The following is a 23,573-nucleotide window of genomic DNA, read 5'->3' as shown; positions in this document are numbered from 1 at the left end:
GCGATGTTCGGGACGCTCAGCGGGTGGCATCCTCAGCACGACGACGGCGCACGAGCACGAGGGCCGCACCGAGGGCCAGCAGCAGGCCGGCACCCGCGAACCAGAGCGAGGGCTCGACGCCGGTCGAGGCAAGGCCCGTCGACGTGGTTGCCGCCGGTGCCGGGGTGGGCGCCGGGGTCGGGTCGACCGGCGTGCGCTCGGGCTCGGCGACCGGGCCGTCGGTCGAGATCTCGATGATCTCGCCGTCTTCGCCGACCGAGAACCAGACCGACGTCGTGAACGGCTCGCCGTCGGCGCCGACTGCCGTGACCCGCAGTTCATGCGCCCCGAACGGCACCACGTCGGGCAGCGACGCGGCGACGTCGATGGTGCCGTCGGCCGCGACCACGCCGCTCTCGACGACGATCGGGTCGGAGAACAGCGTCACGTCGAATGCCGCGTCGGGCGAGAGTCCCGATCCGGTCACGATCACGCCGAGGCCGGATGCCGCGTCGCCTGGCTTGCCGTCGAGCACGACGCTCAGCACGGGCTCGTCGACGACGATCGTGAACGACTGCGCGACGCCCTCGCCGGTGGCGTTGGTCGCGGTGACCTCGACCTCGAAGGTTCCGGCCTCGGTCGGGGAGCCGGCGAGCGTGCCGTCGGCGGCGAGCGTCAGTCCGTCGGGCAGGGCGCCGTCGGTCACGGCGAACGAAGCGGCGTGCTCGGCCGCGAAGACGACGCCCGCCGCGACATCCTCGTGCAGCAGCGGCACGGTGGTCGTGGTCCAGGTCACGACCGGCGCGTTCACCGTGCCCGTGAACTGGCGGGCGACCGTGACGTCGCCGTTCGTGGCCTCGACCGTGAGGTCGTAGGCGCCGAAGGCGGTCGGCGTGCCGGTGACGGATCCGTCGGCGGCGAGGGCCAGCCCGTCGGGCAGTTCGCCGTCGACGATGGCGAAGCCCGTGGCATCCGTCGCCTCGAGCGCGAGGCCGGCATCGACCGCAACGCCCTCGCGCAGGGCGCCGAGCGACTCGGACACCCACACGGGCGCGTTGCGCACCTCGACGACGATCTCGACGGAGCTCAGCACGCCGAGCGCGTTCTCGAGGTCGATGTACAGCGTCGCGGTGCCGGCCTTGTGAGCGCCGATCGCCAGCAGGTCGGCCGACCTGAGCGAGGCGTCGAACCCGCCATCGGGATCGAACGAGGCTTGATGGAACCGACCGCCGACGATGTTGCCGCCGCTGTCGAGCAGGACCTCGTCGCCGACCGTGAGCAGCAGCGAGGTCGGCCCGGTCCACGTCGCGGGCGCGAGCACGTCGAGCGTGAACTCGCGGTCGGCGCTCTCGCCGTCGGCGTTCGTGGCGCGGATGGTGAACGTCGAGCTGCCGGCCACGGTCGGCGTGCCCGTGAGCAGGCCGTCGGCGCTCAGTGCGGTGCCCGTCGGCAGCGATCCGCTGACGACGGACAGTGTCGCGGCGTTCTTCGCCACGAACGCGAGGCCGAGCGCATGGTCGACGGGCACGGGGTCGACCTCGTCCGTCACCCAGACCACGAGCGGCGCCTTGACGCTGCCCGTGAACTGCCGGTCGACCGTGACGTCGCCGTTCGTCGCACCGACCGTGAAGGTGTACGGGCCGGCGGTGGTCGGCGTTCCGGTGATGGAGCCGTCGGCGGCGAGGCTCAGCCCCGCGGGCAGGTTGCCGGCGGTGATCGCGTAGCCCGTGGCATCCGTCGCCTCGAGCGCGAGGCCCGCATCGACCGCGACGCCCTGGCGCAGCGCGCCGATCGACTCGGTCACCCACACCGGTTCGGCCAGCACAGTGACGTCGATCCTCACGCCGAGCGACGGATGCACCGTCGTGATGCCGAGGGGGAAGGTCGCGCCCGTGCCGGGCCTGAGGCCGGTGACCGTGATGAGGCCCCGGCTGGCCGACGACCGGAACGGCCCGGTCGGATCCTCATTGATGTTGACGGTGAGGACGTTCTCGAAGTGGCCCGCCACGGTCTTCGAGTGACCGACGGTGACCACGACCGACGTCTCGCCGACCCAGATCGGAGCGGCCAGCACCTCGAGCTCGAACGCGCGGGCGGCCGAGCCTCCGCTCGCCTTGGTCGCCGTCACCGTGAAGTTCGAGACGCCGGCCGCGGTCGGGATGCCGCTGATCACGCCCCCGGTGGAGAGCGAGAGGCCGAGGGGAAGGGAGCCGGCGGTGACCGCGTAGCTCACGGCGTCGGTCGCGACGAGGGCCTTCGAGTACGCCAGCCCGACGCCGGCATCCCCGAGGAACTGCGACGTCTGCCACACGGGCGGCACGTCGTTCACGACGATGGTGACCGAACGACTGGTCGAGCTCGGGTCGCTGTTCCATGCGGTGATCGTCAGCGTGGAGCTGCCGCCGGCGGTGGGGGTCCCGCTGAGCAGGCCGGTCGGCGAGAGCGCGAGGCCCGCCGGGAGCGATCCGGCCGTGACGGCGAAGGACTCGAGGTTCGTACCCGAGAACTGCTGGCTGACGGCGACGCCCACCGTGAACGGGCCCACGACCGGCGCAGGCCACGAGATGTCGCGTGCCGCGACCGATCCACTGAACGCCTGGGCGGTCGAGCCGCCGGGGCCGGTCGCCGTCACCGTGAACGAGTAGGGGCCAGGGGCGGCGGTCACCGTGCCCGAGATCGTGCCGCCGACGAGCGAGAGCCCTGCGGGCAGCGAGCCGGCGGTGATCGCGAACGAGGTGGTGTCGGATGCCGCGAGCCCGACGCTCACCGCGGAGAGCCGCGTGATCGGCCCGAGCGTCGTCGTCGTCCAGGCCGGCGCAGGGGTCACTGGCGTCGACGGCAGCACCGTCACGACCGTCGTGTACGCCTGCATCCACGGGCCGCCCGGGAAGGTGACGTCGTAGCGCACGTGGTAGACGCCGTCGACCTCCGGCGTGCCCGCCAGGCGGATGCCGCTGTCACCGGCCCCGAAGAACTCGAGCCACATGCCGGGGGGAGCCGTGTCGGCGTACAGGGCCGAGTTCGACGCGGTGCCCGGTTCGACGAGCACGGTCGGTGCGCCGGGATCCACGCCCTCCGTGAAGGTCAGCGCGCTCGGGGGCGCCGCCTGCGCGGGGGCTGCGGCACCGAGCACGGTCGCCGCGGCGACCAGGAGCACGGCGAGCGCGCTCGCGACTGGTCGGAGCAGGCGGTGGAACGGGCGGGGCATCGACACGGGAGGTCCTCTCACCAGGCCACCCGGCGGCGCGCGGGTACGCCCGCGCCGTTGCGGCACCTCACGGTAGTGCAACGACAGGTCGGTCCGAAACGGACGACCACCCCCCAGTTCGGGGCCGTTCGGCATCCGTTCTCCGGCTGGTTCGCGGCGCGCGTGTCAACGGTGCGCTCCGCACTGGGGTAGTCTCGTAGAGCACGCGGAAACGCGGGCGATGCGGATGTGGCGCAGTGGTAGCGCATCACCTTGCCAAGGTGAGGGTCGCGAGTTCGAATCTCGTCATCCGCTCTCTTTTCTTCTTCGACCGGGCTACGGATGTCGCCGCTCCGGCGCCCTCGGCCTCGGCCTCGGTCTCGATACGCTCCTGCGTCGCTACTCGACCAGCGGGGCGTCCGTCGGTCGAGTAGGCCGCCTGCGGCCGTATCGAGGCCAGGCGCGGCCGTCAGTCGTGCCAGGTGCCCATCCACTCGTCCCAGTGGGGCCCGGCGGCGAGCGCGTCGCCGGAACGTGCCTGCTCGTGCAGCCCGCGCATCGCGAGTGCGAGGTAGCGCAGGTGGAGCGCATCGGCGTGCGCCCGATCGAACGGGAGCGCAGGACGCAGGTGCAGCAGGAGCTGCATCACGTCGGCCGTCGTGAACCCGTCGGGCACGAGCCCGTCGCCGCGGTCGCGCGCGACGAGCCGCTCGAGGCCCGCGCGCAGGTGCGCGGACGCGGCGGCCAGCTCGGCGGAGATCGGGTCTCCCCCGCCCGGCGGCTGCAGGATCGGGCCGGTGGCACCGGTGATCTGCCGCGCGAGGAAGGTGGCCACGGCCCCGTCGGAGGCCGCCTCGGGTGCGGCAGGTGCAGCTTCGAGGGCGACCGCGACCTCGTGGGCGAGCGCACCGGCCTCGGACACGGCGTGCACCCGGAGCGCCTCGACCAGCGCCTCCTTCGTGGGATAGCGACGGTAGATGGACCCGACGCCGACGCCGGCGTGCTTGGCGATCTCGGCCATGGACGCGTCATGGCCCCGGGCGGCGAAGACCTCGCGCGCGGCGACGAGCACCGCCGCGTCGTTGGATCGCGCCTCCCGCTGCCGCCCGGGCAGCGGACGATCAGGGGTGGGGAGGTCGGGCATGCCCTCAGTGTAGACGGATGATATGGTCTATCGGAACGGATGTTCCGTTCCGATAGACCGGCCGCAACGGCGCGGCTCCCTGCATCGACACCCCCAGAGAGCGAGCACCCATCCATGCCTCCCGCGATCCCCGTCACGGACATCCCCGCGCGTCACGGCGGCACCGCCGTGATGCCCACCGCCGCCATCGAATCCCCCTCGTCGCCTGAGCTGCGGCGGCCCGGTCGCTTCACGTTCGCGCTGAGCGCGGCGGTGCTCGCGTTCTCACTCATGCAGACCCTCGTCGTACCGGCCCTGCCGACGATCGGGCGCGACCTCGGCGCCTCGAGCCTCGGCACCGGCTGGATCCTCACCGCCTTCCTGCTCGCCGGCGCGGTGTTCTCGCCGGTGGTCGGCAACCTCGGCGACCGATTCGGCCACCGCCGGGTCATGCTCACCGCCATGCTCGTCTTCGCGGCCGCGACCCTCGTCGCGGCGTTCGCTCCGAACCTCGGCGTGCTCCTCGGCGCCCGCGTCGTGCAGGGCGTCAGCACCGCGACCTTCCCGCTCGCACTCGCACTCACGCGGTCCATGCTGACGGGCAAGCGCCTCGCCGCCGCGTTCGGCTGGATCCCCGGCATGATCGGACTCGGCGCCGGCCTCGCCCTCGTGGTCGGCGGCGTCATCGTCGACGCCCTGTCGTGGCGCTGGATCTTCGCCATCGGCGCGATCCTGATCCTCGTCTCCGCGGCGATGGTGGTCGCATGGGTGCCTCGCGGCGCGAAGCCCGCTGCGACCGGATCCACGGACTGGCCCGGCATCCTGCTGCTCGCCGGCGGCCTCGTGGGCGTGCTGCTCGCCGTCTCGCAGGGCGGCGCATGGGGCTGGACGTCGCCGTGGACGCTCGGCGTCGGCGCCGCCGGCATCCTGCTGCTCATCGCCCTCGTGCTCGTCGAGGTGCGCACCGCGGCGCCCGTGGTCGACGTGCGCACCTTCCGCCACGGCCCCATCGCGCTCGTGAGCCTGCTCACCGTCGTCGTCGGCTTCGTGCCCTACGTCTTCTATGTCGCACTACCCCTGCTGATGCAGGCTCCCGCCGCCACGGGGTACGGGCACGGCATGAGCGTGACCGCCTCGGCCCTGGCCATGCTGCCGAGCGCCGTGCTCGTCTTCGTCGGCGGCCGCCTCACGCCGGCGCTCGTTGCGCGACTCGGCGGCGGCGGCACGGCCGTGATCTCCGCCGCGGTGATGGGCGTCGGGGCTGCGGCCCTCGCGATCTGGCCGACCACGCCGTGGGCCGTCATCGTCGGCTTCGCCGTGCTCGGCCTCGGCAACGGCATCGGCTACGCGATCTGCGCGCAGCTGGTCGTGTCGGTCTCGCCGTCGCACGAGGTCGGCGCAGCCACCGGGCTGAACGGCGTCGTGCGCACGATCGGCTCGGCAGCAGCGGCCCCCGTCGTGTCCGCCATGCTGACCGCCGGCGCGGTCGCGGGGTCGGACCCGGCGCTCGCCTTCTCGCTCGCGTTCTGGGTCGCGGCGGGCGCGAGCCTCGTCGGCGCGCTCGTCTCGGTCGCGCTGATCGTCAGGGCGCGCTGATCGTCAGGCTGCCCTGACGCCGGGCGCTTCGCTCAGGCTGCCGAGTCGCCGGCGGGCACGATCTCGCCCGCGTGCACGGCCACCCACTCGACGAGCGGGAGCATGTGCCGCATGAGCTCGCGCCCGAGGTCGGTGAGCGCGTACTCGACGCGCGGCGGCACCTCGGGATACGACGTGCGCTCGACGAGACCGTCGGCTTCGAGGGTGCGCAGCGTCGAGGCGAGCATCTTCTCGCTGATGCCCTGCACCTCGCGCCGCAGCTCGCCCCAGCGGAGTGTGCCGTCGGTGAGGGCGAGCAGCACGAGCACGCCCCATTTGCTCATGATGTGATCGAGCACGACGCGAGTCGGGCACCCCTCGACGAAGACCTCTCCCGAGGTCTCCCGGATCTGCGCAAGACTTACCACCATGTGGGTAGCTTACTTCAAAGTGGGTACCCTCCACTGGGAATGCTCAGCAGGCGACATCCGGTTGTCCCATGCGTACCGCGCAGTCGCTGCGCGGAGTATCGGAAGGAACCGCACAACATGACCATCCTCGTCACCGCCGCATCCGGCCAGCTCGGTCGACTCGTCATCGACGCCCTCCTCACGCGCGGCGCCGAGCCGTCGAGCATCGTCGCCGGCGCCCGCGACACGTCGAAGCTCGCGGATGTCGCGGCTCGCGGCATCCGTACCGTCGAGCTCGACTACGGGAAGCCCGAGACCATCGCCCCCGCGCTCGACGGCGTCGACGCCGTGCTGCTCATCTCAGGCTCGGAGGTCGGGCAGCGCATCGCGCAGCACCGCAACGTGATCGAGGCCGCGAAGGCCGCCGGCGTCGCCAAGCTCGTCTACACCAGCGCACCGAACGCGAGCACCGCCGACTACCCGCTCGCCCCCGAGCACGCGGCGACCGAGGCCGTCATCGCCGAGACCGGCATCCCCGCCGTGATCGTGCGCAACAACTGGTACATCGAGAACTACGCGGCGGATGTCGCGCGCTCCGCCGAGACCGGCACCGTCACGTCGTCGACCGGCGAGGGTCGCATCGTGGGCGCCACGCGCGCCGACCTCGCGGACGCCGCAGCCGTCGTGCTGCTCGAGGACGGCCACCTCGGCCAGGTCTACGAGCTCTCGGGCGACGAGGCGTTCAGCTATGCCGACCTCGCCGCCGCGGCATCCGACCTGCTCGGCCGCGAGGTCGTCTACACCCCGCTGACCACCGAAGAGCAGGCCGCTGCACTCGAGTCGGCCGGGCTCGACGCCGGCACCATCGGATTCGTCACGTCGCTCGACGCCGGCATCCGCGCGGGCGTGCTCGAGGTGCCGACCGGTGGCGTCTCCCGCCTCACGGGTCGCCCCACGACCTCGCTCGTCGACGGGCTGCGGGCGGCCCTCGCGCCGGCGCCCGCCACGGCCTGAGCCGTCGACGCGAACGGCGGATGCCGCGGGCGAACGTTCGCCCGCGGCATCCGCCGTTCTGCTCTCTATCACTCGATCAGAGGCAGCGAAAGGCCTGATCACGCCGATTCGATGCACGTTCTGCGGGTATCGAGCGTGATCGTTGCAACCCCTTGATGCGCTCGCTCACCGGATGAAAGGCTCTCGCCAAACGCTCGATGTTCTAGGAGAGTCATGCGCAGATACAGAACCATCGCCGCAACATCCGTCTTCGTGCTCGGCTTGACGGCGCTCGCCGCCGCCCCGGCGAGCGCCTTCACAACGGACGCCGGCCAGGCCACCGGGGAGCAGGAGTACGTCGTGCTCTTCACCGCGGGCACCTCGTCGGCAGCCGCACAGGCCGCCGTCACCGCGGCCGGCGGCACGATCGTCAGCCAGAACACCGACGTCGGTGTCGCGACCGTTCGCACGACCGATGCCGACTTCGCCGCCGACGCGCTCGCGCAGGGTGCCATCGAGGGCACCGCGCAGAACCGCATCATCGCCGACGTGCCCGACGACGCCGTCAGCGGCGACGAGGCCAAGAAGCTCGACGAGGCCGAGGCCGAGGTGCGCGCCGGCGGCGGCAAGACCCCCGGCGCCCCCGCCGCGAAGAAGGGCAAGGGCGGCAAGGAGATCACGCCGGAACCGCTCGCGTCGCTGCAGTGGGACATGCAGCAGATCGGCGCAACGGTCGACGGCTCGTACAAGGTCGAACGCGGCAGCGACAAGGTGCTCGTCGGCATCCTCGACACCGGAGTCGACGGCACGCACCCCGACATCGCGCCCAACTTCGACGCGAAGAAGAGCCGCAACTTCACCGTCGACGTGCCCGTCGACGCGAACGGCGGCGTCATCGACGGTGCCTGCGAAGACGAGGCCGACGGGTCGTGCAACGACGCGGCGAACGTCGACGAGAACGGGCACGGCACGCACGTGGCGTCCACGATCGGCTCGCCGATCAACGGCATCGGCATCGCCGGCGTCGCCCCGAACGTCAAGCTCGTGAACCTCCGCGCCGGCCAGGACTCGGGATACTTCTTCCTGCAGCCCTCGATCGACGCCCTCACCTACGCCGGCAAGATCGGCGTCGACGTGGTCAACATGAGCTACTACGTCGACCCGTGGCTGTTCAACTGCACGAGCCACCCGGCCGACTCCCCCGCTGACCAGCAGGAGCAGCAGACGATCGTCAAGGCCATGCAGCGCGCGCTCGACTACGCACGCCTCCGCGGCGTGACGCTCGTCTCCGCCGCCGGCAACGGCGCGACCGACTACACGAAGGTCATCAGCGACGCCGGCAGCCCCGACTTCGCCGACGTCCCCGGTGAGGTCGCCTACACGCGCGACCTGCTCGACCCCGCGACCTGCACGTCGATGCCGAGCGAGGGCAAGGGCGTCATCTCGGTGAGCAGCACGGGCGAGTCCAAGCGCAAGGCGTACTACTCCGACTACGGCAACGGCTACGTCGACGTGGCAGCTCCCGGCGGCGACGTGTACGACACCGCAGGCAACACGCGCGACATCAGCAAGGCGATCCTCGCGGCGTACCCGCAGGCGCTCGCCCTCGAAGAGGGCGCGATCGACGAGGCCGGCAACATCCTCGTCGACGGCGTCGTCAAGAGCTGCGACACGGCCGGCACGACGTGCGGGTACTACCAGTACCTGCAGGGCACCTCGATGGCGTCGCCGCACGCTGCCGGCGTGGCCGCGCTCATCGTGAGCAAGTACGGCATCCCCGACATCATCCGGGGCGGCAAGTACCTGCCCGCCTCCGTCGTCGACGCCCGCCTGCGCCAGACCGCCGTCGACACGGCGTGCCCGACCCCGCCCGCGTTCACGTACACGCGCATCACCCCGGCGGGCGCGACCATCACCGCGACCCACACCTGCGAGGGCAACGTCAAGCAGAACGGGTTCTACGGCAACGGCATCGTCAACGCGCTGAAGGCGGTGGGCAAGTAGCCGCGGGCGGTCGCTGACCGACCGCACGACCAGCACTGCAACACAGCACTGCAGCACCGGCGGGGCCGGCCTCTTCGGAGGTCGGCCCCGTTGCCGTCTGCGGCCCGGGCCTGTCGGATGCAGAGCTGCGGGATGCAGAGGCGCGAGTTGCAGGGACGGGAGTTGCAGGAGATCAGGACCCATCCCCAGCCCACAGCGAGGATGAGTCCCGATCTCCTGCACCTCTGCCCGGATGCCGCGGGCAGGCGGCTGCGGCGGGGCGAGCGGATGCCGCGGGGCGGGCGAGCGGCTGCAGCGGGGCGGGCGGATGCCGCGGGGCGGGCGGATGCGGCAGGGCAAGCGGATGCGGCGGGGCTGGCGCATGCGGCGGGGCGAGCGGGTGGGCGCGCGGCCATCGGACTCCCGCCACGCGGGTAGCGTGTTCGCATGCACCTGACCCGCGTTCGCCTCTACCCCGTGAAGTCGCTCGGCGGACTCGACGTGCGGTCCGCCCGCGTCGAGCCGTGGGGCCTCGCCGCCGACCGCCGCTGGGCCGTCGTCGACGACGCGGGACGCACGGTCACCGCGCGTGAACGCAACCAGATGCTGGCACTCACCGCCGAGCCGCTCGCCGACGGCGGGGTGCTGCTCGGCAGCGCGGCATCCGACCCCCTTCGCGTCGACGTGCCGGCGGATGCCGCACCGGTCGCCGTGGGCGTCTCGCGCCAGGGCACGGCCCTGCCCGCGGGCGGCGAGGCAAACGACTGGCTGAGCACGCACCTCGGGCAGCCGGTGCGGCTCGTCTGGCAGCCCGACCCGACCGTGCGGGCCGTGAGCGGCGACCACGGCGGACTCGACGGCGATCGCATGTCGCTCGCCGACGCCGGTCCCCTTCTGCTGACGACGGAGGCGTCGCTCGCCGCCCTGAACGCGTGGACCGACGAGGGCGCGCCCGAGCTGGACATGCTGCGCTTCCGGCCGAACGTCGTCGTCGACGGCGACGAGCCGTTCGCTGAAGACGAGTGGGGGTTCGTGACCCTCGGCGAGGTGCGCTTCCGCATCGCGGGCGGCTGCGACCGGTGCATGATGACGGGCATCGACCCGTTCACGCTGCAGCGCGGGCTCGAGCCCATCCGCACCCTCTCGAAGCACCGCCGCCGCGACGGCAAGACGTGGTTCGGCGTGCTGCTCGTGCCGCAGAACGAGGGCGAGATCGCCGTCGGCGACGCGGTGGCGATCGGCTGACGGCGGACGCGCCGGGCGTCATCGCGGCAGCACGCCTGAGCTCAGCGGGTGCCAACGAGTTCCCGGCGGTTGCGCTCGTAGGCCGACCGGCCGAACACGCGCCAGATCACGCGCACCGGCGCCGGCAGGTGCTCGCGCATCCACTCGTCGCCGCCGTCGGGCTGCGCCGCGAGGATCGCGCCGAGCTGCACGAACATCTTGCCCTTCGGCGTGGCCTTGCGGCCGTGCTCGCCGAACCAGTCGACCTCGGCCTGCGTGAGCGTGCGCTCCATGACCGGCACGATGTTCGCCTCCTCGTCGGGCAGGTGCACGGCGAGCGCCGCGTTCACCCCTTCGAGCGCTGCGAGCACGGATGCCGCGTCCACCGTGGCTCCGCTCGTGCGCCAGGCCGGCAGCGCGGCGTCGAGCGCGACGAGGTGCACGAGCAGTTCGGCGTGGTGCGCCTTCATGCGCTCCACGTGCACCGCGCACGCGGGAGCGCGCTGCTCGAGCGGATCCCAGAGCCGCGCGTCCTCGCCCTCGTGGTGGGCGTGCAGGCTCGTCGAGAGCATCGCGAGGTGGTCGCCGACGACGTCGGCGTGCGCGGCATCCGCCTCGGCGACGCCGTTCACGAGCGCGGCGCCTTCGCCGAACCCAGCCTTGAACAGGCGATGGATCTCGGCCATGCCGCGCGCATCGCAGGTCTTCGCACCGCGGGGAACGGCGTCACCGCTCGAGGGAAGGGCTGCAGCAGGCACGTGGGCTCCGATCGACGATGAACAGGCGATCGGAGGCTACTCCGGCCCGGCGTCGGGCGGCAAGGGAGCCGCGGACGCCCGCCCGCGGCATCCGCTCGCTCAGGTTCGCGCCCGGATACCGGCCTCAGTACTCGACGTCGTAGACGGCCTTGATGATGCCGTTATCGTACACGGCCTGGTCGACGAGCTTCAGCGTGCCCGTCGCGTTGCCGTCGAAGAGCCGCTTGCCGCTGCCGAGCGTGACCGGGAAGATCAGCAGGTGGTAGCGGTCGACGAGGCCGGCCGCGGCGAGCCCCTGCGCGAGCGTCGCGCTGCCGTGCACGATGATCGGTCCGCCCTCGCCGTTGCGCAGCTCGGCGACCTCGTCGAGCGAGCGCAGCACGTGCGAGTTGTTCCATTCGGGGTCGGTCAGGGTCGACGAGACGACGTACTTCGGCATCGCGTTGTATTCGGCGAACTCGTCCATCGTCGGCCAGATGGGCGCGAACTCGTCATAGCTCACGCGACCGAGCAGCATGGCGGATGCCGCGAGCTGCTCGGTTCCCTTCATCTCGTACGCTTCGGCGACGAACGGCACCTCCTTGAAGGTCCAGCCCGCGCGCGGGTGCTCGCCTCCTCCGGGGGAGTCGACGACGCCGTCGAGGCTCAGGAACTCGGTGACGATGATGGGGCGCATGGTGCTGCTCGCTTCCTTCGGTGGTGTGCGGGACGTGAGGCGGGACATCCGCTCTCATTCAAGCGTCGAACGGGCGCGAGCGGAATCGACATCCGCTCGCGCCCGTTTCGGTGCTGCCGTGGTGCTCAGCTGAACTTGCGGCGGTAGATCGCGACGGCCCACACGTAGGCGATGACGAGGATGCCGACGAGCCAGGCGAGGGCGATCCAGATGTCGCTGCCCACCGGTTGGCCGGCGAACAAGGCCCGCGTCGTGTCGACGATCGAGGTCACGGGCTGGTTCTCGGCGAACCAGGCGACCGGCGCGGGCATCGACTCCGTCGGCACGAAGGCCGAACTGATGAACGGCAGGAAGATCAGCGGGTAGCTGAACGCGCTCGCGCCGTCGACGGTCTTCGCCGAGAGTCCGGCGACCACGGCGAGCCAGGTCATGGCGAGGGTGAACAGGACCATGATGCCGATGACCGCGAGCCACGCCGCCACCGACGCCCCGGTGCGGAACCCCATGATCAGCGCGACGCCGATCACGATCGCCATCGAAGCGAGGTTCGCCACCAGGGACGTGAGCACGTGCGCCCAGAGCATGCTCGATCTCGCGACCGGCATGGACTGGAACCGCTCGAAGATGCCGCCCTGCAGGTCGAGGAACAACCGGTACGACGTGTATGCGACGCCCGACGCGATCGTGATCAGCAGGATTCCCGGGAGCATGTAGTTGATGTACGACTCGTCGGATCCGGTGTTGATCGCGCCGCCCAGCACGTACACGAACAGCAGCATCAGTGCGATCGGGGTGACCGCCGTGGTGATGATCGTGTCGGGGCTGCGGAGGATGTGGGTCAGCGACCGGGCCGTGAGCACCCGGGTGTCGCCGAGGACGTGGGTGGTCATCGGAGTTCCTTTCCTGCCGAGGCCGAACCGCTCGCGCGGGTCGTGTCGGCATCGTCCGTTGCTGCCTCGCCGGTGTGTCCGACGAGCGTGAGGAAGACGTCCTCGAGCGAGGGCTGCTTCTCGACGTACTCGACCTTCGCGGCCGGCAGCAGTTGCTTGAGTTCGGCGAGGGTGCCGTTCTGGATGATGCGGCCCTCGTGCAGGATCGCGATGCGGTCGGCGAGCTGCTCGGCCTCATCGAGGTACTGCGTGGTGAGCAGCACGGTCGTGCCGCCCTTCGCGAGCTGCTTGACGGTCTGCCACACCTCGATGCGCGCCTGCGGGTCGAGGCCCGTGGTCGGCTCGTCGAGGAAGATGACCGGCGGGTCGCCGATCAGACTCATCGAGATGTCGAGCCGGCGACGCATGCCGCCCGAGTAGGTCGCCGCCCTGCGGCCGCCGGCCTCGGTGAGCCCGAACATGGCGAGCAGGTCGTCGGCGATCGCGCCCGGGTTCTTCAGGTGGCGGAGCTTCGCGACGAGCACGAGGTTCTCGCGCCCGGTGAGCACCTCGTCGACGGCGGCGAACTGACCGGTGAGGCTGATCGACTCGCGCACGTCGTTGGGCTTCGCGGCGACGTCGAAGCCGTGCACCGTCGCGGTGCCGGCATCGGCCTTCAGCAGCGTCGACAGGATGCGCACGAGCGTCGTCTTGCCGGCGCCGTTCGAGCCGAGGAGGGCGAAGATGCTGCCCCGCGTCACCTCGAAGTCGACGCCCCGCAGCACGTGCAGGTCCTTGAAGGACTTCTCGATGCCCTGAACCCGGATGGCGGGAAGGGCCTGGTCGGTGGTCATCGCTGTTCCTTTCGCTTGGCGTCGTCGATGTCCTTGACGAGACGGGCGCGCTCCTTGTCGATCCACTGCGTGCCGCCGTACGCCTGGGCGTAGGCCTCGGCGAATTCGACGGGGTCGTCGCCCACGATCTCGCTGACGGACGTGCCGTCGATCGCCGCGCGCTCCCAGAGGTCGGCGTTGTCGAGGAACATCTGCACGATCGTGTCGCCGTCGGTGACGCCGCCGTAGTACATGAGGTACCGGTTGACGGCGTTCGCCGCCTCGCGATACGGCGCGGGCAGTGCCTCGATGCGCGCCTTGGCTTCCTTGTACTGCTTCTTCTGCTCGAGCGAGCCGGTGAGGGCTTCGATCCACTTCGCGGCCATGGTCATTCTCCTTCTGCTTGCTGCTTCGATTCGATGTCGTGGTGGAGCTGTTCGATGCGTTCTGCGAGGAAGGTCCACGTTCCCCAGAACTCGTCGAGGTACTCGCCGCCCGTGGCGTTCAACGCGTAGACCTTGCGCGGCGGGCCCTTCTCGGACGGGACCTTCTCGACGTCGACGAGGCCGCGCTGCTCGATGCGGACCAGCAGGGCATAGATCGTGCCCTCGGCGATGTCGGAGAAGCCCTGGTCGCGGAGCCGGGCGGTGATCTCATACCCGTAAGCCGGCTGCATGGCCAGGATGGCGAGGACGATGCCCTCGAGCGTGCCCTTCAGCATCTCGGTCGTCTGCTTGCCCATGGAATCCTCCTTCTGCTACTCGGTGTTGCTGACTACTGGTACATAGTAAGCATGAGTACCGGTAGATAGCAACACTGAATAGCGAAGAAGTTCGCAGGCGCGACGGATGCCGGTGGCGGGCCGGGCGCGACGGCACGACGGACGCCGGTGGCGGGCGCGACGGCACGACGGCCACGGACACCGGTGGCGGGCGCGACGGCACGACGGACACCGGCGCCGGGCGCGACGGACTCGCCGGAAGAGCCGCGGTCAGCGCGGCGCGCAGCCGGAGACGGTCAGGATGGCCGCAGGCGTTGGCCCGCGGCATCCGTCAGCAGGAAGAAACTCAGGCGAGCGCCGCGCGCGCCTTCGCGTACTTCTCGGCGAGACGCGCCTGCGTCTCGTGGTCGAGCTTGCGCAGGCGCCAGGGCGCCGTGTTGTCGGCGATGTCGGCGAGCTTCACGCTGCGCGCCACGGCGTTGGTGCGGATGCGCGCGTAGTACTCGGCCTCGGGCACGTCGGGCGTGCGGGTGAGCAGCTGCACCGCGTCGATGACCTCGGGTGCGACTCCAGCCTCGCGCAGACGCTGCGCCGTGAGGTCGGTGTCTTCGAGCACGTCGTGCAGCCACGCGACCGCGACCTCGACGGGCTGGGCCACCGGGTCGAACGTCTCGGCCACCCGGCCCGGGTGATCGATGTACTCGGCGCCGAGCTTGTCGGTCTGTCCGCGGTGCGCGACGTACGCGATGCCCTGCGCGAGACCGATCTGCATGGCGGCCGCGGTCGCGGCGGGGGCGGACGGGCGAGCGGATGCCGCGGCGGGCGCTGCTGCCGGGGCCGGTGCCGGTGCCGGTGCCGGTGCCGCCGCCGGTGCCGCCGCCGGTGCGGCCACGGCCGACGCCGCAGCGACGGGCGCCGGCGGAATCGGTCGGACCGGAGCGGGCGCCGGAGCGGAGCCCGCGACCACCGCCTCGAACTGCTCGAAGGTCCAGTCGGCGTCGGATTCCATCGTCATGTCCACGTCCTTCGTACTGCGTGCAGGGGCGTCGGCGCCTGCCGGTTCGGTCGTCTCTTCGGGGTCTTCGAGGTCTTCGGGATCGGCGGGATCTGCGGCCGCGCGCGGCACGACGAGGTCGATGCGCTCGTCCGGCTCGTCCGGCTCGTCCGGCTCGTCCGGCTCGGCCGGCGCGGGCGCGAGCGGCGTCACCGGCCCGGTCGCGCGCAGCGGCGTCACCGGCCCGGTCGCGCGCAGCGGCGTCACCGGCCCGGTCGAACCGGCGACCCGATCGCGCTCGTCGAGGAGCTCGGTCCACGCGGGGTCGGCCAGTGGATCGTGCCCGGCCACCGGTCGTTCGAAGCCGAGCTCCTCCTCGAGTTCGGCCATCTCGTCGACGTCGAGCTCGTGCATCGACCGGATCTCGCTCATGCGGCGCACGGTCACGTAGCGCTCGGGCACCTCGGTCATGCGGGCGCCGGTCTCGGTCGCGAAGAACCTCGGAGCGCCGTCGACCTCGAGCTCGACGATGGTCTCCTCGTACTCGCCGCCGGGCTCGAGCGAGCAGACGTGGTAGCGGAATCGACCGCCGTCGGAGGCTCGCCGATGGGTCGCCGCTGACGCGCGTGCGGCCGCACGACGACCGGGGGGCGGGTCGTCAACGGATGTCGTCACTCAGGCTCCTGGCCGTGGGGGTCGGGTTGGGGGCGGCGCCGAAGCGCAGTCCGATCCTACGAGAGGGTCGCCGCCGGGGCATCCTCGCGCGCCGAACGGGGCGGACGGTTCAGCCCACGGCAGCTCTGCCCACGGCGGAAACGCTGGCCCGCGGCATCCGCTCAGCGCACGCTGGAGGCATGAGCGAAGACACCCCGGCCCCGCTGCATCCGATCGATGCGGACCTCTCGACCCAGTTGTTCCGCCAGCGCGTCGTCGTGCTCGGCACCGAGCTCGACCAGAACCTCGGCAACCGCCTGACGAGCCAGCTGCTGCTGCTCTCGGCCGAGGACCCGGAGCGCGACATCGCGTTCTGGATCAACTCGCCCGGCGGCTCGGTGACGGCGATGCTCGCGATCATGGACGTGATGAAGGCGATCCCGAACGACGTCGCCACCGTCGCGATCGGCATGGCGGCGAGCGCCGGCCAGTTCCTGCTCTCGGCCGGAACGCCCGGCAAGCGTGTGGCCCTGCCGCACGCGCGGATCCTCATGCACCAGGGTTCGGCCGGCATCGGGGGCACCGCGGTCGACGTCGAACTGCAGGCCGACGACCTGCGCGAGACGCGCGACACGATGCTCGCACTGCTCGCCGAGCACACCGGCCAGCCGCTCGAGCGCATCACCGAGGACTCGCTGCGCGACCGCTGGGTCTCGGCCGAGGAGGCCGTGCGGTACGGCTTCATCGACCGGATCGTGCACGACGCGATCGACATCTACCCGGGTGCGCGTGGGCGCATGCTCGGGCCCGGGTTCCGAACGGATGTCGCGAGCCACCCGCTCGCCGATGCCGCAGCCGCGCAGGGGGTGCTCGCATGAGCAGCTACCCGATCCCCTACGTGGTCGAGCGCCGCGGCGGCATGGAGCGCACGCTCGACGTGTACAGCCGCCTGCTCGGCGAGCGCATCATCACGCTCGGAACCGAGATCGACGACGGCGTCGCGAACGTGCTCATCGCGCAGCTGCTGCACCTCGAGGCCGACAGCCAGGAGGCGCCCGTGCACCTCTACATCAACTCCCCCGGCGGCTCGCCGCACGCGGCGCTCGCGGTGTACGACACGATCCAGCACATCCGCCCCGTCGTCGCGACGACCTGCGTCGGGCAGGCCGGCGGACCGGCCGCGATGCTGCTCGCGGGTGGGGCACCCGGCATGCGCGGCATCCTGCGGCACGGCCGAGCGGTGCTGCACCAGCCGTCGACCCAGGGTCGCGGCTCGATCCCCGACCTGATCATCCACGCCGACGAGGTGCTGCGCGTGCGCGGCGAGCTCGAGGAGGTGCTCGCGCATGACACCGGGCGCACCCGCGAGCAGGTGCGGCTCGACACCGATCGCGAGCTCATCCTCGATGCGGCGGGCGCCGTGGAGTACGGGCTCGTCGATCGCGTGGTCGCGGTGCAGCGTCCGGGTGCGAACACGTAGGCGAACCCGTAGGCGAACCCGCAGGCGCACCTGCACCTTTTCAGGACCACAGCGGTCATGGACGCATATTGCAGCTCTGACCGATGTGGTCCTGAAAAGGTCAGCGGGCGGCTGGTGGTGGTGGGGCTAGGCCGCGAGGAGTACGTCGTGCATGGAGCCCGCGACCGGGGAGGAGGTCTCGTGGTGCCCGGGACCGCGCGCGGCGGAGTCGCCGCGCGCCGTGAGGTCGAGCACGATGAGCGGGCGCGGGGCGACGCGCACCTCGTCGCGACCGAGCTCGCCGGCCACGCCGGCCGCGACATCGAGGAGGGTGAGTCCGAGCGCCTCGGTCACCGCCGCGAGGATCTCGCTCGAGGGCTCCTTGCGGCCGCGCTCGATCTCGGAGAGGTACTGGGTCGACACGCCGGCGGCACTCGCGACGTCGGTGAGGATCCGCTCCTGCGCGAGCCGCTCGCGTCGCAGGAACGCGCCGAGCGCCTCCCGCCAGAGCGGCGTGCGCGTACGTGGAACGATGCGCCGCGGCATCCGCTCGTCGCCCTGCCGCCCCATCGCACCCCGCTGTTCCGCGCCCATGTCGCGAGGCTACCCAGACGTCGGGCGGATGTCTCGCGCATCCGCTCAGGGCAGAATCCGGCCGGCTCGGCGACCCGCTAGGCTCGCGGGCAGTGACACGGGGTGCCGCGATCCGCGCGGCTGAGATCACACCCGTCGAACCTGATCTAGTTCGGACTAGCGAAGGGATGTCGCGATGAACGATCGCGCGTACGTCGACCCTGCCCACCCGCCGACGCTGCCCGGCACCGACCCCGGTGCGCTCGGCCGTGACGCGCCGCCCGGCCTCGGAGCGCCCGACCGCGCCCGTCGCGCCGTCGCCGCCGCCTCGATCGGCACGGCCCTCGAGTGGTACGACTTCTTCCTCTACGGCACGGCCGCGGCGCTCGTGTTCCCGGCGCTGTTCTTCCCGGGCGAGGACCAGCTGACCGGCGTGCTGCTCTCGTTCGCCGTGTTCGCGACCGGGTTCCTCGCGCGCCCGCTCGGCGGGCTCGTGGCCGGCCACCTCGGCGACCGGTACGGCCGTCGGGCGACCCTGCTCGGAACCCTGCTGCTGATGGGCGTGGCCACCGCGCTCATCGGGCTGCTGCCCACGTACGCGCAGATCGGAGCGCTCGCGCCGGCCCTGCTCGTGGTGCTGCGGCTCGCGCAGGGCGCCGCGACCGGCGGCGAGTGGGGCGGGGCCGTGCTGCTCGCGCTCGAGAGCTCCCCCGGCCGCCCCGGCGTGCGCGGCGGGCTCATCCAGAGCGCGCTCTACGTCGGGCTGATCCTCGGCAACCTCGCGTTCGTGGTGCTGGTGGCCGTGCTCGACGAGCAGCAGCTGCTGGCGTGGGGCTGGCGGATCCCGTTCCTGGCGAGCCTCGTGCTCGTCGGCGTCGGCGTGTACCTGCGCCGCCGCGTCGACGAGTCCCCCGAGTTCACGGCGCTGCTCGAGCTGCGGCGCACGGCGCGGCATCCGCTCGGGGAGGTGCTTCGTCGGCCGCGCAACGTGCTCGCCGTCTTCCTCGTGCGCGCCGGCCAGAACACGACCTTCTACCTCGTGTCGGTGTTCTGCCTGAGCTACGCCGCGAGCCTCGGGCTCGAGCGTTGGGTCACGCTCACCGCCCTGCTCGTCGGGGCGGGCATCGCCGTCGTCGCCTGCCCGCTCTGGGGGCGCGTCGGCGAGCGCGTCGGACCGGTGCGGCTCACCGTCGCCGCGCTCGGCGGCCTCGCCGTGATCGCCGTGCCGCTGTTCCTCGCGCTCGACACCGGCTCGGCCGCGCTCGTCATCGGCGTGGTCGCGCTGGCGATCGGCATCGTGAACGCCGCGGCCGACGGCGTGCAGCCGATGTGGTTCGCCTCGCTCTTCGACGCGCGCGTGCGCTACTCGGGCATCACGATGGGGCGCGAGGCCGGGGCGATCGTGGGCGGCGGCCTCTCGCCGCTGCTCGCCGCATGGCTCGTCGCGACGACGGGGCATTGGTGGCCGGTCGCCGCGCTGATGGTCGCCGCCGCCGCGCTCGGCATCGTCGGGGCGCTGCTCGCACGACGGACCTGACGCGGAGCCCGTCGGCCCTGATGCCGCAGCGGGCGGGCACAGGTCGAGGAGCGAGCCGGCCCGGCTACTCGACAGGCGCGGGTTCGGGCGCGCCGGCGGTGACGGGATCGCGGCGACGGCGCGTGACGAGGTACGACCCGGCCAGCACGAACACGAACCCGACGACGGTCCAGACGGTGATGCGCTCGCCGAGCACGAGCACGCCGGCGGCGATCGCGACGGCCGGGTTCACGTAGGTGATCGCGGTCGCCTTCACCGGGCCGATCTCGCCGATGAGCGCGATCATGAGCACGAACGCGAGGGCGCTGCACACGACGGCGAGCACGATGATCGAGACCACGACCGGGGTCGACGGCCAGGCGGTCGGCCACGCGGAGGTGGCGAACACGAACGGCACGTAGATGATCGCGGCGGCGGCCAGCGACACGGCGACCACGCCGATGCCGGGCAGGTCGGGCATCCAACGCGCGAGGATCGCCGGGCCGAGCGCGTAGCCGACGACCACGACGGACATCTCGGCCACGGCGCCGAGGTCGGACCCGGCGACATCGAGCCCGACGAGGGCGGCGACGCCGAGCATGCCGACCGCGATGCCGAGCCAGTTCGAGCCGCTGAGCCGCTCGGGTCGGCCCATCGCGAACGCGATCGCGACGCCCGCGAGCGGCACGGCGGCGAGCAGGAGGCCGGCCGTCGAGCTCGGCAACTGCTGCTCGGCCGAGCTGAGGAAGTACCAGGGCAGCACGATCTCGACGATCGTGTACGCGAGCATCGGCTTCCACCGACGCACGACGACCACGATCTCGCGCCGCAGGAGCGCGAGCGGCAGCAGCAGCACGGCGGCCAGCGCGGATCGCCCGAGCACCACCATCGTGGGCTCGAGCTCGCTCACCGCGATCTTGATGAACAGGTAGGGGATGCCCCACGCGATGCCGAGCGCGGCGAACAGCAGGACTCCACGACGCGTCACCGGCCCAGTCTGGCGCACGCCGCCGACATCCTCACGCGCGCAAGGGCCCTCCGCCGAACATCTCGGCGGAGGGCCCTTCGGTTCATCCGAGTCAGCCGGCGAGCAGCTCGAGCGTGTCGATGACGCGGTTCGAGAAGCCCCACTCGTTGTCGTACCAGGCGACGACCTTGACGTGGCGGCCGTCGACGCGGGTGAGCGCGGCGTCGAAGATCGACGACGCCGGGTTGCCGGTGATGTCGGAGGAGACCAGCGGGTCGTCGGAGTACTCGAGCACGCCCGCGAGCGGGCCTGCCGCGGCGGCCTTGTAGGCATCGAGCACCTCGTCGAGGGTCACGTCCTTGGCCACGGTCGTGTTCAGCTCGACGATCGAGCCGACGGGCACGGGCACGCGGATCGAGTCGCCCGAGAGCTTGCCGTCGAGGCCGGGCAGCACGAGGCCGATCGCCTTGGCGGCGCCGGTGGTCGTCGGCACGATGTTCACGCCGGCGGCGCGGGCGCGGCGGGGGTCGCGGTGCGGGCCGTCCTGCAGGTTCTGCTCCTGCGTGTAGGCGTGCACCGTGGTCATGAAGCCGTGCTCGATGCCGGCGAGGTCGTCGAGCACCTTGGCGAGCGGCGCGAGCGCGTTCGTGGTGCAGGAGGCGTTCGAGACGACGGTGTGCGTCGCCGCGTCGTACGCGTCGGTGTTGACGCCGTAGACGAGCGTGACGTCGGCGCCGTCGGCCGGGGCGCTCACGAGCACCTTCTTCGCGCCGGCGGCGAGGTGCGCCGAGGCGGCCTCCTTCGAGGTGAAGCGGCCGGTGGACTCGAGCACGATCTCGACGCCGAGCTCGGCCCATGGCAGGTTCGCGGGGTCGCGCTCGGCGAGCACCTTGATGCGGCGGCCGTCGACCACGAGCGTGTCGCCGTCGACCTCGACGGTGCGGCCGAGGCGGCCGGCGGTGCTGTCGAAGCGCAGCAGCTGTGCGAGCGCCTTCGGGTCGGTGAGGTCGTTGACGGCCACGACCTCGAGGTCGGAGTCGCGCTCGAGGAGGGCGCGGAGGGTGTTGCGTCCGATGCGTCCGAAGCCGTTGACGGCGATGCGGGTCATTCGTGGGTCCTTTCGTGGGATACGGCTCAACTCTGCGCTGGTTCGTCCTTCGGCGACAGTGGCCTGAAAGACGCGTCCCGAAAGGATCTCGCCATGCTTGCGACATCCGATGCTCGCCCTCGGCACGATCGCTCCGCCCGATAGCCTGAACGGGATGCCGTACCGACCGATGCCGTTCTCGCTGGAGACCGAACGCCTCACGCTGCGGTTGTGGGACGAGACCGACGCGGCGGGCTACCGCGCCCTCGTCGGCGAACGCAGCGGCGAGATGCCGACCCTCGACGAGGCGCGCGAGGAGATCCGCGGTGCCCGCGAGAGCGCACCCGGGCGCGGCATCCACCTCCTGACCCTGCGGCGGCGAGGCACCGACGACTTCCTCGGCTACTGCGGCCTCGTCATCGGGCGCGCCACCATCGACGAGCCCGAGCTCGCGTACGAACTGTTGCGCAGCGCGCACGGACACGGGTACGCCACCGAGGCCGCCGCCGCCATCGTCGATGCCGCCCGCGACACCGGACGCACGCGACTCTGGTCGACGGTTCGCGCCTGGAACGCGCCGTCGTTCCGCGTGCTCGAGAAGATCGGCTTCCGCCGCGACCACACGACCACCGATGAGCACGGCGACGTGGTCTGGAGCGTGCTCGACCTCTAGCGCCCGCGGGCCGGGGAACCCACGCGGCTCGCCACGATGACGAGTCCGACGACGGATGCCGCGACGACCGTCGCACCGAACGCGGGCAGCGGTGCGATGCCGGCGCCGCCGACGATGCCCGACGCGGCGCCGGCGCCCACCGCGATGCCGAGGTTGAACACCACGGGGATCAGCGCCCCCGCGAGATCGCGCCGCTCCGGCCCGGCGAGCTGCAGGATCAGCGTCTGCGCGAGCGGCGGCACGGCCCCCGATGCGAGCCCCCAGGCCACGACGACCATGACGCCGAGCACCGGATCGCCGCCGACCATGGCGAGCGCCGCGAGCGCGAGCCCGGTCGCCGCCGACGAGACGACGAGCGCCCAGGCGGTGCGGGCGCCGAACCGGCCGGCGAGCACGACGCCGCCGGCGGAGGCGATGCCGAAGACCAGCAGGAGCGTGCCGACCCCGCCGGGCACGGGGGCCGCGGCATCCGCGACGATCCGCGTGATGAAGGTGTAGACGCCGTAGTGGCCGACGAGCAGCAGGCCCACGAGGCCGACCACGGCGAGCATCGGGCGGATGCCGCGTGCGCGGCGCGCGTGCGCAGCCTGCCGCGCCGCGGCATCCGTGGCCTCGTCGTTCGCGTCGACCGTGTTCGGCGCCACGCGCACCGTCGGCCGAACCACCCACCGCACGAGGATCGACCCGACGAGCGCCGCCACCGCGAGCCCGGCGAAGGTCGCGCGCCACCCGACGCCCTGCGCGACGAGGCTCGCGAGCGGGGTGCCGATCACCATGCCGAGCGTCGCCCCGCCGAGCACGATCGCGATGCCGCGTGCGAGGTGGCGTTCGTCGACGAGGTCGGCCGTGAGCGCGTTCGTCGTCGCCCAGAGCAGTCCGACGGCGAGGGCGCCCACCATGCGCCCGGCGACCACGACCTCGTAGGTCGGGGCGAACGCGGTGGATGCGGCGGCCACGGCGAGCGCGACCAGGCTCCAGATCACGACCGCGCGCCGCTCGAACCGACGCGTGAGGCGCACGAGCGGAAGGCTGCCGACGACGACCACGCCGGCCCAGATCGACACGAGCAGTCCGGTCTGCGCCTCGCTCACGCCGAGGCCGGCTGACATCTGCGGCAGCACGGCGGTCGGCAGCATCTCCGCGGTGACCATGGCGAACGTCGCGGCGCCGAGCACGATCAGGGCCGGCCATGGCAGGGCGGATGTCGAGGGTCGGCCGGTGCGGATCCCCCTCGTCGTGGTCGTGGTGTCATCCATGCTTCGACGCTAAACTTTGACATCAATGTCAAGGTCAAGCGACCTGGCAGATCTTTTCGGAGG

General features: G+C 71.8%; 22 protein-coding genes, 1 tRNA gene and 1 riboswitch. Of the genes, 9 read left to right on the top strand and 14 right to left on the bottom strand.

Translation table 11 applies throughout. The annotated features are described in order from the left end of the window. Positions 1 to 16 precede the first annotated feature (16 nt). The gene (locus ASE68_RS15785) at positions 17 to 3,187 is read right to left on the bottom strand and encodes an Ig domain-containing protein (protein ID WP_235481089.1); all 3,171 of its coding nucleotides are present in this window, start codon (positions 3,185 to 3,187) and stop codon (positions 17 to 19) included. Between the two features lie 222 nt (positions 3,188 to 3,409). Here ASE68_RS15785 and ASE68_RS15780 point away from each other — a divergent pair. Next, positions 3,410 to 3,481 (top strand) — tRNA-Gly (locus ASE68_RS15780). A gap of 154 nt (positions 3,482 to 3,635) precedes the next feature. Here the strand turns inward: ASE68_RS15780 and ASE68_RS15775 are convergent. Continuing rightward, the gene (locus ASE68_RS15775) at positions 3,636 to 4,310 is read right to left on the bottom strand and encodes a TetR/AcrR family transcriptional regulator (protein WP_055861836.1); all 675 of its coding nucleotides are present in this window, start codon (positions 4,308 to 4,310) and stop codon (positions 3,636 to 3,638) included. A 114-nt stretch (positions 4,311 to 4,424) separates the two neighbouring features. Between ASE68_RS15775 and ASE68_RS15770 the strand changes: the two genes are divergently transcribed. Next, complete coding sequence (locus ASE68_RS15770; RefSeq protein ID WP_200921766.1) at positions 4,425 to 5,885, top strand: MFS transporter; 1,461 nt, start codon at positions 4,425 to 4,427, stop codon at positions 5,883 to 5,885. Between the two features lie 32 nt (positions 5,886 to 5,917). On the opposite strand, the gene ASE68_RS15765 is transcribed toward ASE68_RS15770, so the two are convergent. After that, the gene (locus tag ASE68_RS15765) at positions 5,918 to 6,295 is read right to left on the bottom strand and encodes a helix-turn-helix domain-containing protein (protein ID WP_055861830.1); all 378 of its coding nucleotides are present in this window, start codon (positions 6,293 to 6,295) and stop codon (positions 5,918 to 5,920) included. Between the two features lie 117 nt (positions 6,296 to 6,412). Between ASE68_RS15765 and ASE68_RS15760 the strand changes: the two genes are divergently transcribed. From ASE68_RS15760 to ASE68_RS15750, 3 genes are all read left to right on the top strand, one after another. Then, positions 6,413 to 7,288 (top strand): SDR family oxidoreductase, encoded by an 876-nt coding sequence (locus tag ASE68_RS15760; RefSeq protein ID WP_055861827.1) that lies wholly within the window; start codon positions 6,413 to 6,415, stop codon positions 7,286 to 7,288. Positions 7,289 to 7,501: 213 nt separating this feature from the next. Next, positions 7,502 to 9,271, top strand: a complete 1,770-nt coding sequence (locus tag ASE68_RS15755) for a S8 family serine peptidase (RefSeq protein WP_055861824.1) — start codon at positions 7,502 to 7,504, stop codon at positions 9,269 to 9,271. 426 nt (positions 9,272 to 9,697) lie between these two features. After that, positions 9,698 to 10,495 carry an MOSC domain-containing protein gene (locus ASE68_RS15750; RefSeq protein WP_055861821.1) on the top strand — a complete coding sequence of 266 codons (798 nt, stop codon included), beginning with the start codon at positions 9,698 to 9,700 and terminating at the stop codon, positions 10,493 to 10,495. Positions 10,496 to 10,536: 41 nt separating this feature from the next. On the opposite strand, the gene ASE68_RS15745 is transcribed toward ASE68_RS15750, so the two are convergent. The 7 genes from ASE68_RS15745 to ASE68_RS20770 form a co-directional block, all read right to left on the bottom strand. Beyond that, positions 10,537 to 11,232 (bottom strand): hemerythrin domain-containing protein, encoded by a 696-nt coding sequence (locus ASE68_RS15745; protein ID WP_055861817.1) that lies wholly within the window; start codon positions 11,230 to 11,232, stop codon positions 10,537 to 10,539. Between the two features lie 124 nt (positions 11,233 to 11,356). Further along, positions 11,357 to 11,908 (bottom strand): dihydrofolate reductase family protein, encoded by a 552-nt coding sequence (locus ASE68_RS15740; RefSeq protein WP_055861813.1) that lies wholly within the window; start codon positions 11,906 to 11,908, stop codon positions 11,357 to 11,359. A gap of 125 nt (positions 11,909 to 12,033) precedes the next feature. Next, positions 12,034 to 12,798 carry an ABC transporter permease gene (locus ASE68_RS15735; protein WP_055861810.1) on the bottom strand — a complete coding sequence of 255 codons (765 nt, stop codon included), beginning with the start codon at positions 12,796 to 12,798 and terminating at the stop codon, positions 12,034 to 12,036. After that, positions 12,795 to 13,631, bottom strand: a complete 837-nt coding sequence (locus ASE68_RS15730; RefSeq protein ID WP_055861807.1) for an ABC transporter ATP-binding protein — start codon at positions 13,629 to 13,631, stop codon at positions 12,795 to 12,797. The genes ASE68_RS15735 and ASE68_RS15730 overlap by 4 nt, the downstream gene beginning before the upstream one ends. After that, positions 13,628 to 13,996, bottom strand: coding sequence for a DUF1048 domain-containing protein (locus tag ASE68_RS15725; protein ID WP_055861804.1), 369 nt, complete (start codon positions 13,994 to 13,996; stop codon positions 13,628 to 13,630). Before ASE68_RS15725 ends, ASE68_RS15730 begins: the two co-directional genes overlap by 4 nt. Before the next feature lie 2 nt (positions 13,997 to 13,998). Next, positions 13,999 to 14,352, bottom strand: coding sequence for a PadR family transcriptional regulator (locus ASE68_RS15720; protein ID WP_055861800.1), 354 nt, complete (start codon positions 14,350 to 14,352; stop codon positions 13,999 to 14,001). A gap of 325 nt (positions 14,353 to 14,677) precedes the next feature. After that, positions 14,678 to 16,000, bottom strand: coding sequence for a hypothetical protein (locus ASE68_RS20770; RefSeq protein ID WP_235481029.1), 1,323 nt, complete (start codon positions 15,998 to 16,000; stop codon positions 14,678 to 14,680). A 179-nt stretch (positions 16,001 to 16,179) separates the two neighbouring features. On the opposite strand from ASE68_RS20770, the gene ASE68_RS15710 reads away from it, so the two are divergent. Continuing rightward, positions 16,180 to 16,857, top strand: a complete 678-nt coding sequence (locus tag ASE68_RS15710; protein ID WP_055861797.1) for a ClpP family protease — start codon at positions 16,180 to 16,182, stop codon at positions 16,855 to 16,857. Next, a complete protein-coding gene (locus tag ASE68_RS15705; protein WP_055861794.1) occupies positions 16,854 to 17,459 on the top strand; it encodes a ClpP family protease in 606 nt (201 codons plus the stop codon). The genes ASE68_RS15710 and ASE68_RS15705 overlap by 4 nt, the downstream gene beginning before the upstream one ends. A 126-nt stretch (positions 17,460 to 17,585) precedes the next feature. Here ASE68_RS15705 and ASE68_RS19945 read toward each other — a convergent pair whose 3' ends face one another. Further along, the gene (locus ASE68_RS19945) at positions 17,586 to 18,032 is read right to left on the bottom strand and encodes a helix-turn-helix transcriptional regulator (protein WP_157421720.1); all 447 of its coding nucleotides are present in this window, start codon (positions 18,030 to 18,032) and stop codon (positions 17,586 to 17,588) included. 88 nt (positions 18,033 to 18,120) lie between these two features. Further along, positions 18,121 to 18,217: riboswitch (TPP riboswitch) on the top strand. Here ASE68_RS19945 and ASE68_RS15695 point away from each other — a divergent pair. After that, positions 18,208 to 19,548, top strand: a complete 1,341-nt coding sequence (locus ASE68_RS15695) for an MFS transporter (protein ID WP_082462454.1) — start codon at positions 18,208 to 18,210, stop codon at positions 19,546 to 19,548. It overlaps the preceding riboswitch by 10 nt. Positions 19,549 to 19,612: 64 nt before the next feature. On the opposite strand, the gene ASE68_RS15690 is transcribed toward ASE68_RS15695, so the two are convergent. Both ASE68_RS15690 and gap read right to left on the bottom strand, forming a co-directional pair. Beyond that, a complete protein-coding gene (locus ASE68_RS15690) occupies positions 19,613 to 20,515 on the bottom strand; it encodes a DMT family transporter (protein ID WP_055861791.1) in 903 nt (300 codons plus the stop codon). Positions 20,516 to 20,606: 91 nt separating this feature from the next. Further along, positions 20,607 to 21,602, bottom strand: coding sequence for a type I glyceraldehyde-3-phosphate dehydrogenase (gene gap / locus ASE68_RS15685; protein WP_055861788.1), 996 nt, complete (start codon positions 21,600 to 21,602; stop codon positions 20,607 to 20,609). A gap of 154 nt (positions 21,603 to 21,756) precedes the next feature. On the opposite strand from gap, the gene ASE68_RS15680 reads away from it, so the two are divergent. Next, the gene (locus tag ASE68_RS15680) at positions 21,757 to 22,254 is read left to right on the top strand and encodes a GNAT family N-acetyltransferase (RefSeq protein ID WP_055862575.1); all 498 of its coding nucleotides are present in this window, start codon (positions 21,757 to 21,759) and stop codon (positions 22,252 to 22,254) included. Here the strand turns inward: ASE68_RS15680 and ASE68_RS15675 are convergent. After that, entirely contained in the window at positions 22,251 to 23,510 is a 1,260-nt protein-coding gene (locus tag ASE68_RS15675; protein ID WP_055861785.1) for an MFS transporter, read from the bottom strand. The genes ASE68_RS15680 and ASE68_RS15675 overlap by 4 nt on opposite strands. Positions 23,511 to 23,573: the final 63 nt, after the last annotated feature.

This window comes from Agromyces sp. Leaf222 (assembly GCF_001421565.1).
Lineage (GTDB): Bacteria > Actinomycetota > Actinomycetes > Actinomycetales > Microbacteriaceae > Agromyces.
Note: the sequence above shows the minus strand (reverse complement) of the source record. Positions and strands in the feature narration are given on the sequence as shown.

Coding starts and splice junctions, on each gene's coding strand:
- ASE68_RS15785 (WP_235481089.1), bottom strand. CDS start 3,187: ATGCCCCGCCCGTTCCACCGCCTGCTCCGACCAGTCGCGAGCGCGCTC.
- ASE68_RS15775 (WP_055861836.1), bottom strand. CDS start 4,310: ATGCCCGACCTCCCCACCCCTGATCGTCCGCTGCCCGGGCGGCAGCGG.
- ASE68_RS15770 (WP_200921766.1), top strand. CDS start 4,425: ATGCCTCCCGCGATCCCCGTCACGGACATCCCCGCGCGTCACGGCGGC.
- ASE68_RS15765 (WP_055861830.1), bottom strand. CDS start 6,295: ATGGTGGTAAGTCTTGCGCAGATCCGGGAGACCTCGGGAGAGGTCTTC.
- ASE68_RS15760 (WP_055861827.1), top strand. CDS start 6,413: ATGACCATCCTCGTCACCGCCGCATCCGGCCAGCTCGGTCGACTCGTC.
- ASE68_RS15755 (WP_055861824.1), top strand. CDS start 7,502: ATGCGCAGATACAGAACCATCGCCGCAACATCCGTCTTCGTGCTCGGC.
- ASE68_RS15750 (WP_055861821.1), top strand. CDS start 9,698: ATGCACCTGACCCGCGTTCGCCTCTACCCCGTGAAGTCGCTCGGCGGA.
- ASE68_RS15740 (WP_055861813.1), bottom strand. CDS start 11,908: ATGCGCCCCATCATCGTCACCGAGTTCCTGAGCCTCGACGGCGTCGTC.
- ASE68_RS15735 (WP_055861810.1), bottom strand. CDS start 12,798: ATGACCACCCACGTCCTCGGCGACACCCGGGTGCTCACGGCCCGGTCG.
- ASE68_RS15730 (WP_055861807.1), bottom strand. CDS start 13,631: ATGACCACCGACCAGGCCCTTCCCGCCATCCGGGTTCAGGGCATCGAG.
- ASE68_RS15725 (WP_055861804.1), bottom strand. CDS start 13,996: ATGGCCGCGAAGTGGATCGAAGCCCTCACCGGCTCGCTCGAGCAGAAG.
- ASE68_RS15720 (WP_055861800.1), bottom strand. CDS start 14,352: ATGGGCAAGCAGACGACCGAGATGCTGAAGGGCACGCTCGAGGGCATC.
- ASE68_RS15710 (WP_055861797.1), top strand. CDS start 16,180: ATGAGCGAAGACACCCCGGCCCCGCTGCATCCGATCGATGCGGACCTC.
- ASE68_RS15705 (WP_055861794.1), top strand. CDS start 16,854: ATGAGCAGCTACCCGATCCCCTACGTGGTCGAGCGCCGCGGCGGCATG.
- ASE68_RS19945 (WP_157421720.1), bottom strand. CDS start 18,032: ATGGGCGCGGAACAGCGGGGTGCGATGGGGCGGCAGGGCGACGAGCGG.
- ASE68_RS15695 (WP_082462454.1), top strand. CDS start 18,208: ATGAACGATCGCGCGTACGTCGACCCTGCCCACCCGCCGACGCTGCCC.
- gap (WP_055861788.1), bottom strand. CDS start 21,602: ATGACCCGCATCGCCGTCAACGGCTTCGGACGCATCGGACGCAACACC.
- ASE68_RS15680 (WP_055862575.1), top strand. CDS start 21,757: ATGCCGTACCGACCGATGCCGTTCTCGCTGGAGACCGAACGCCTCACG.
- ASE68_RS15675 (WP_055861785.1), bottom strand. CDS start 23,510: ATGGATGACACCACGACCACGACGAGGGGGATCCGCACCGGCCGACCC.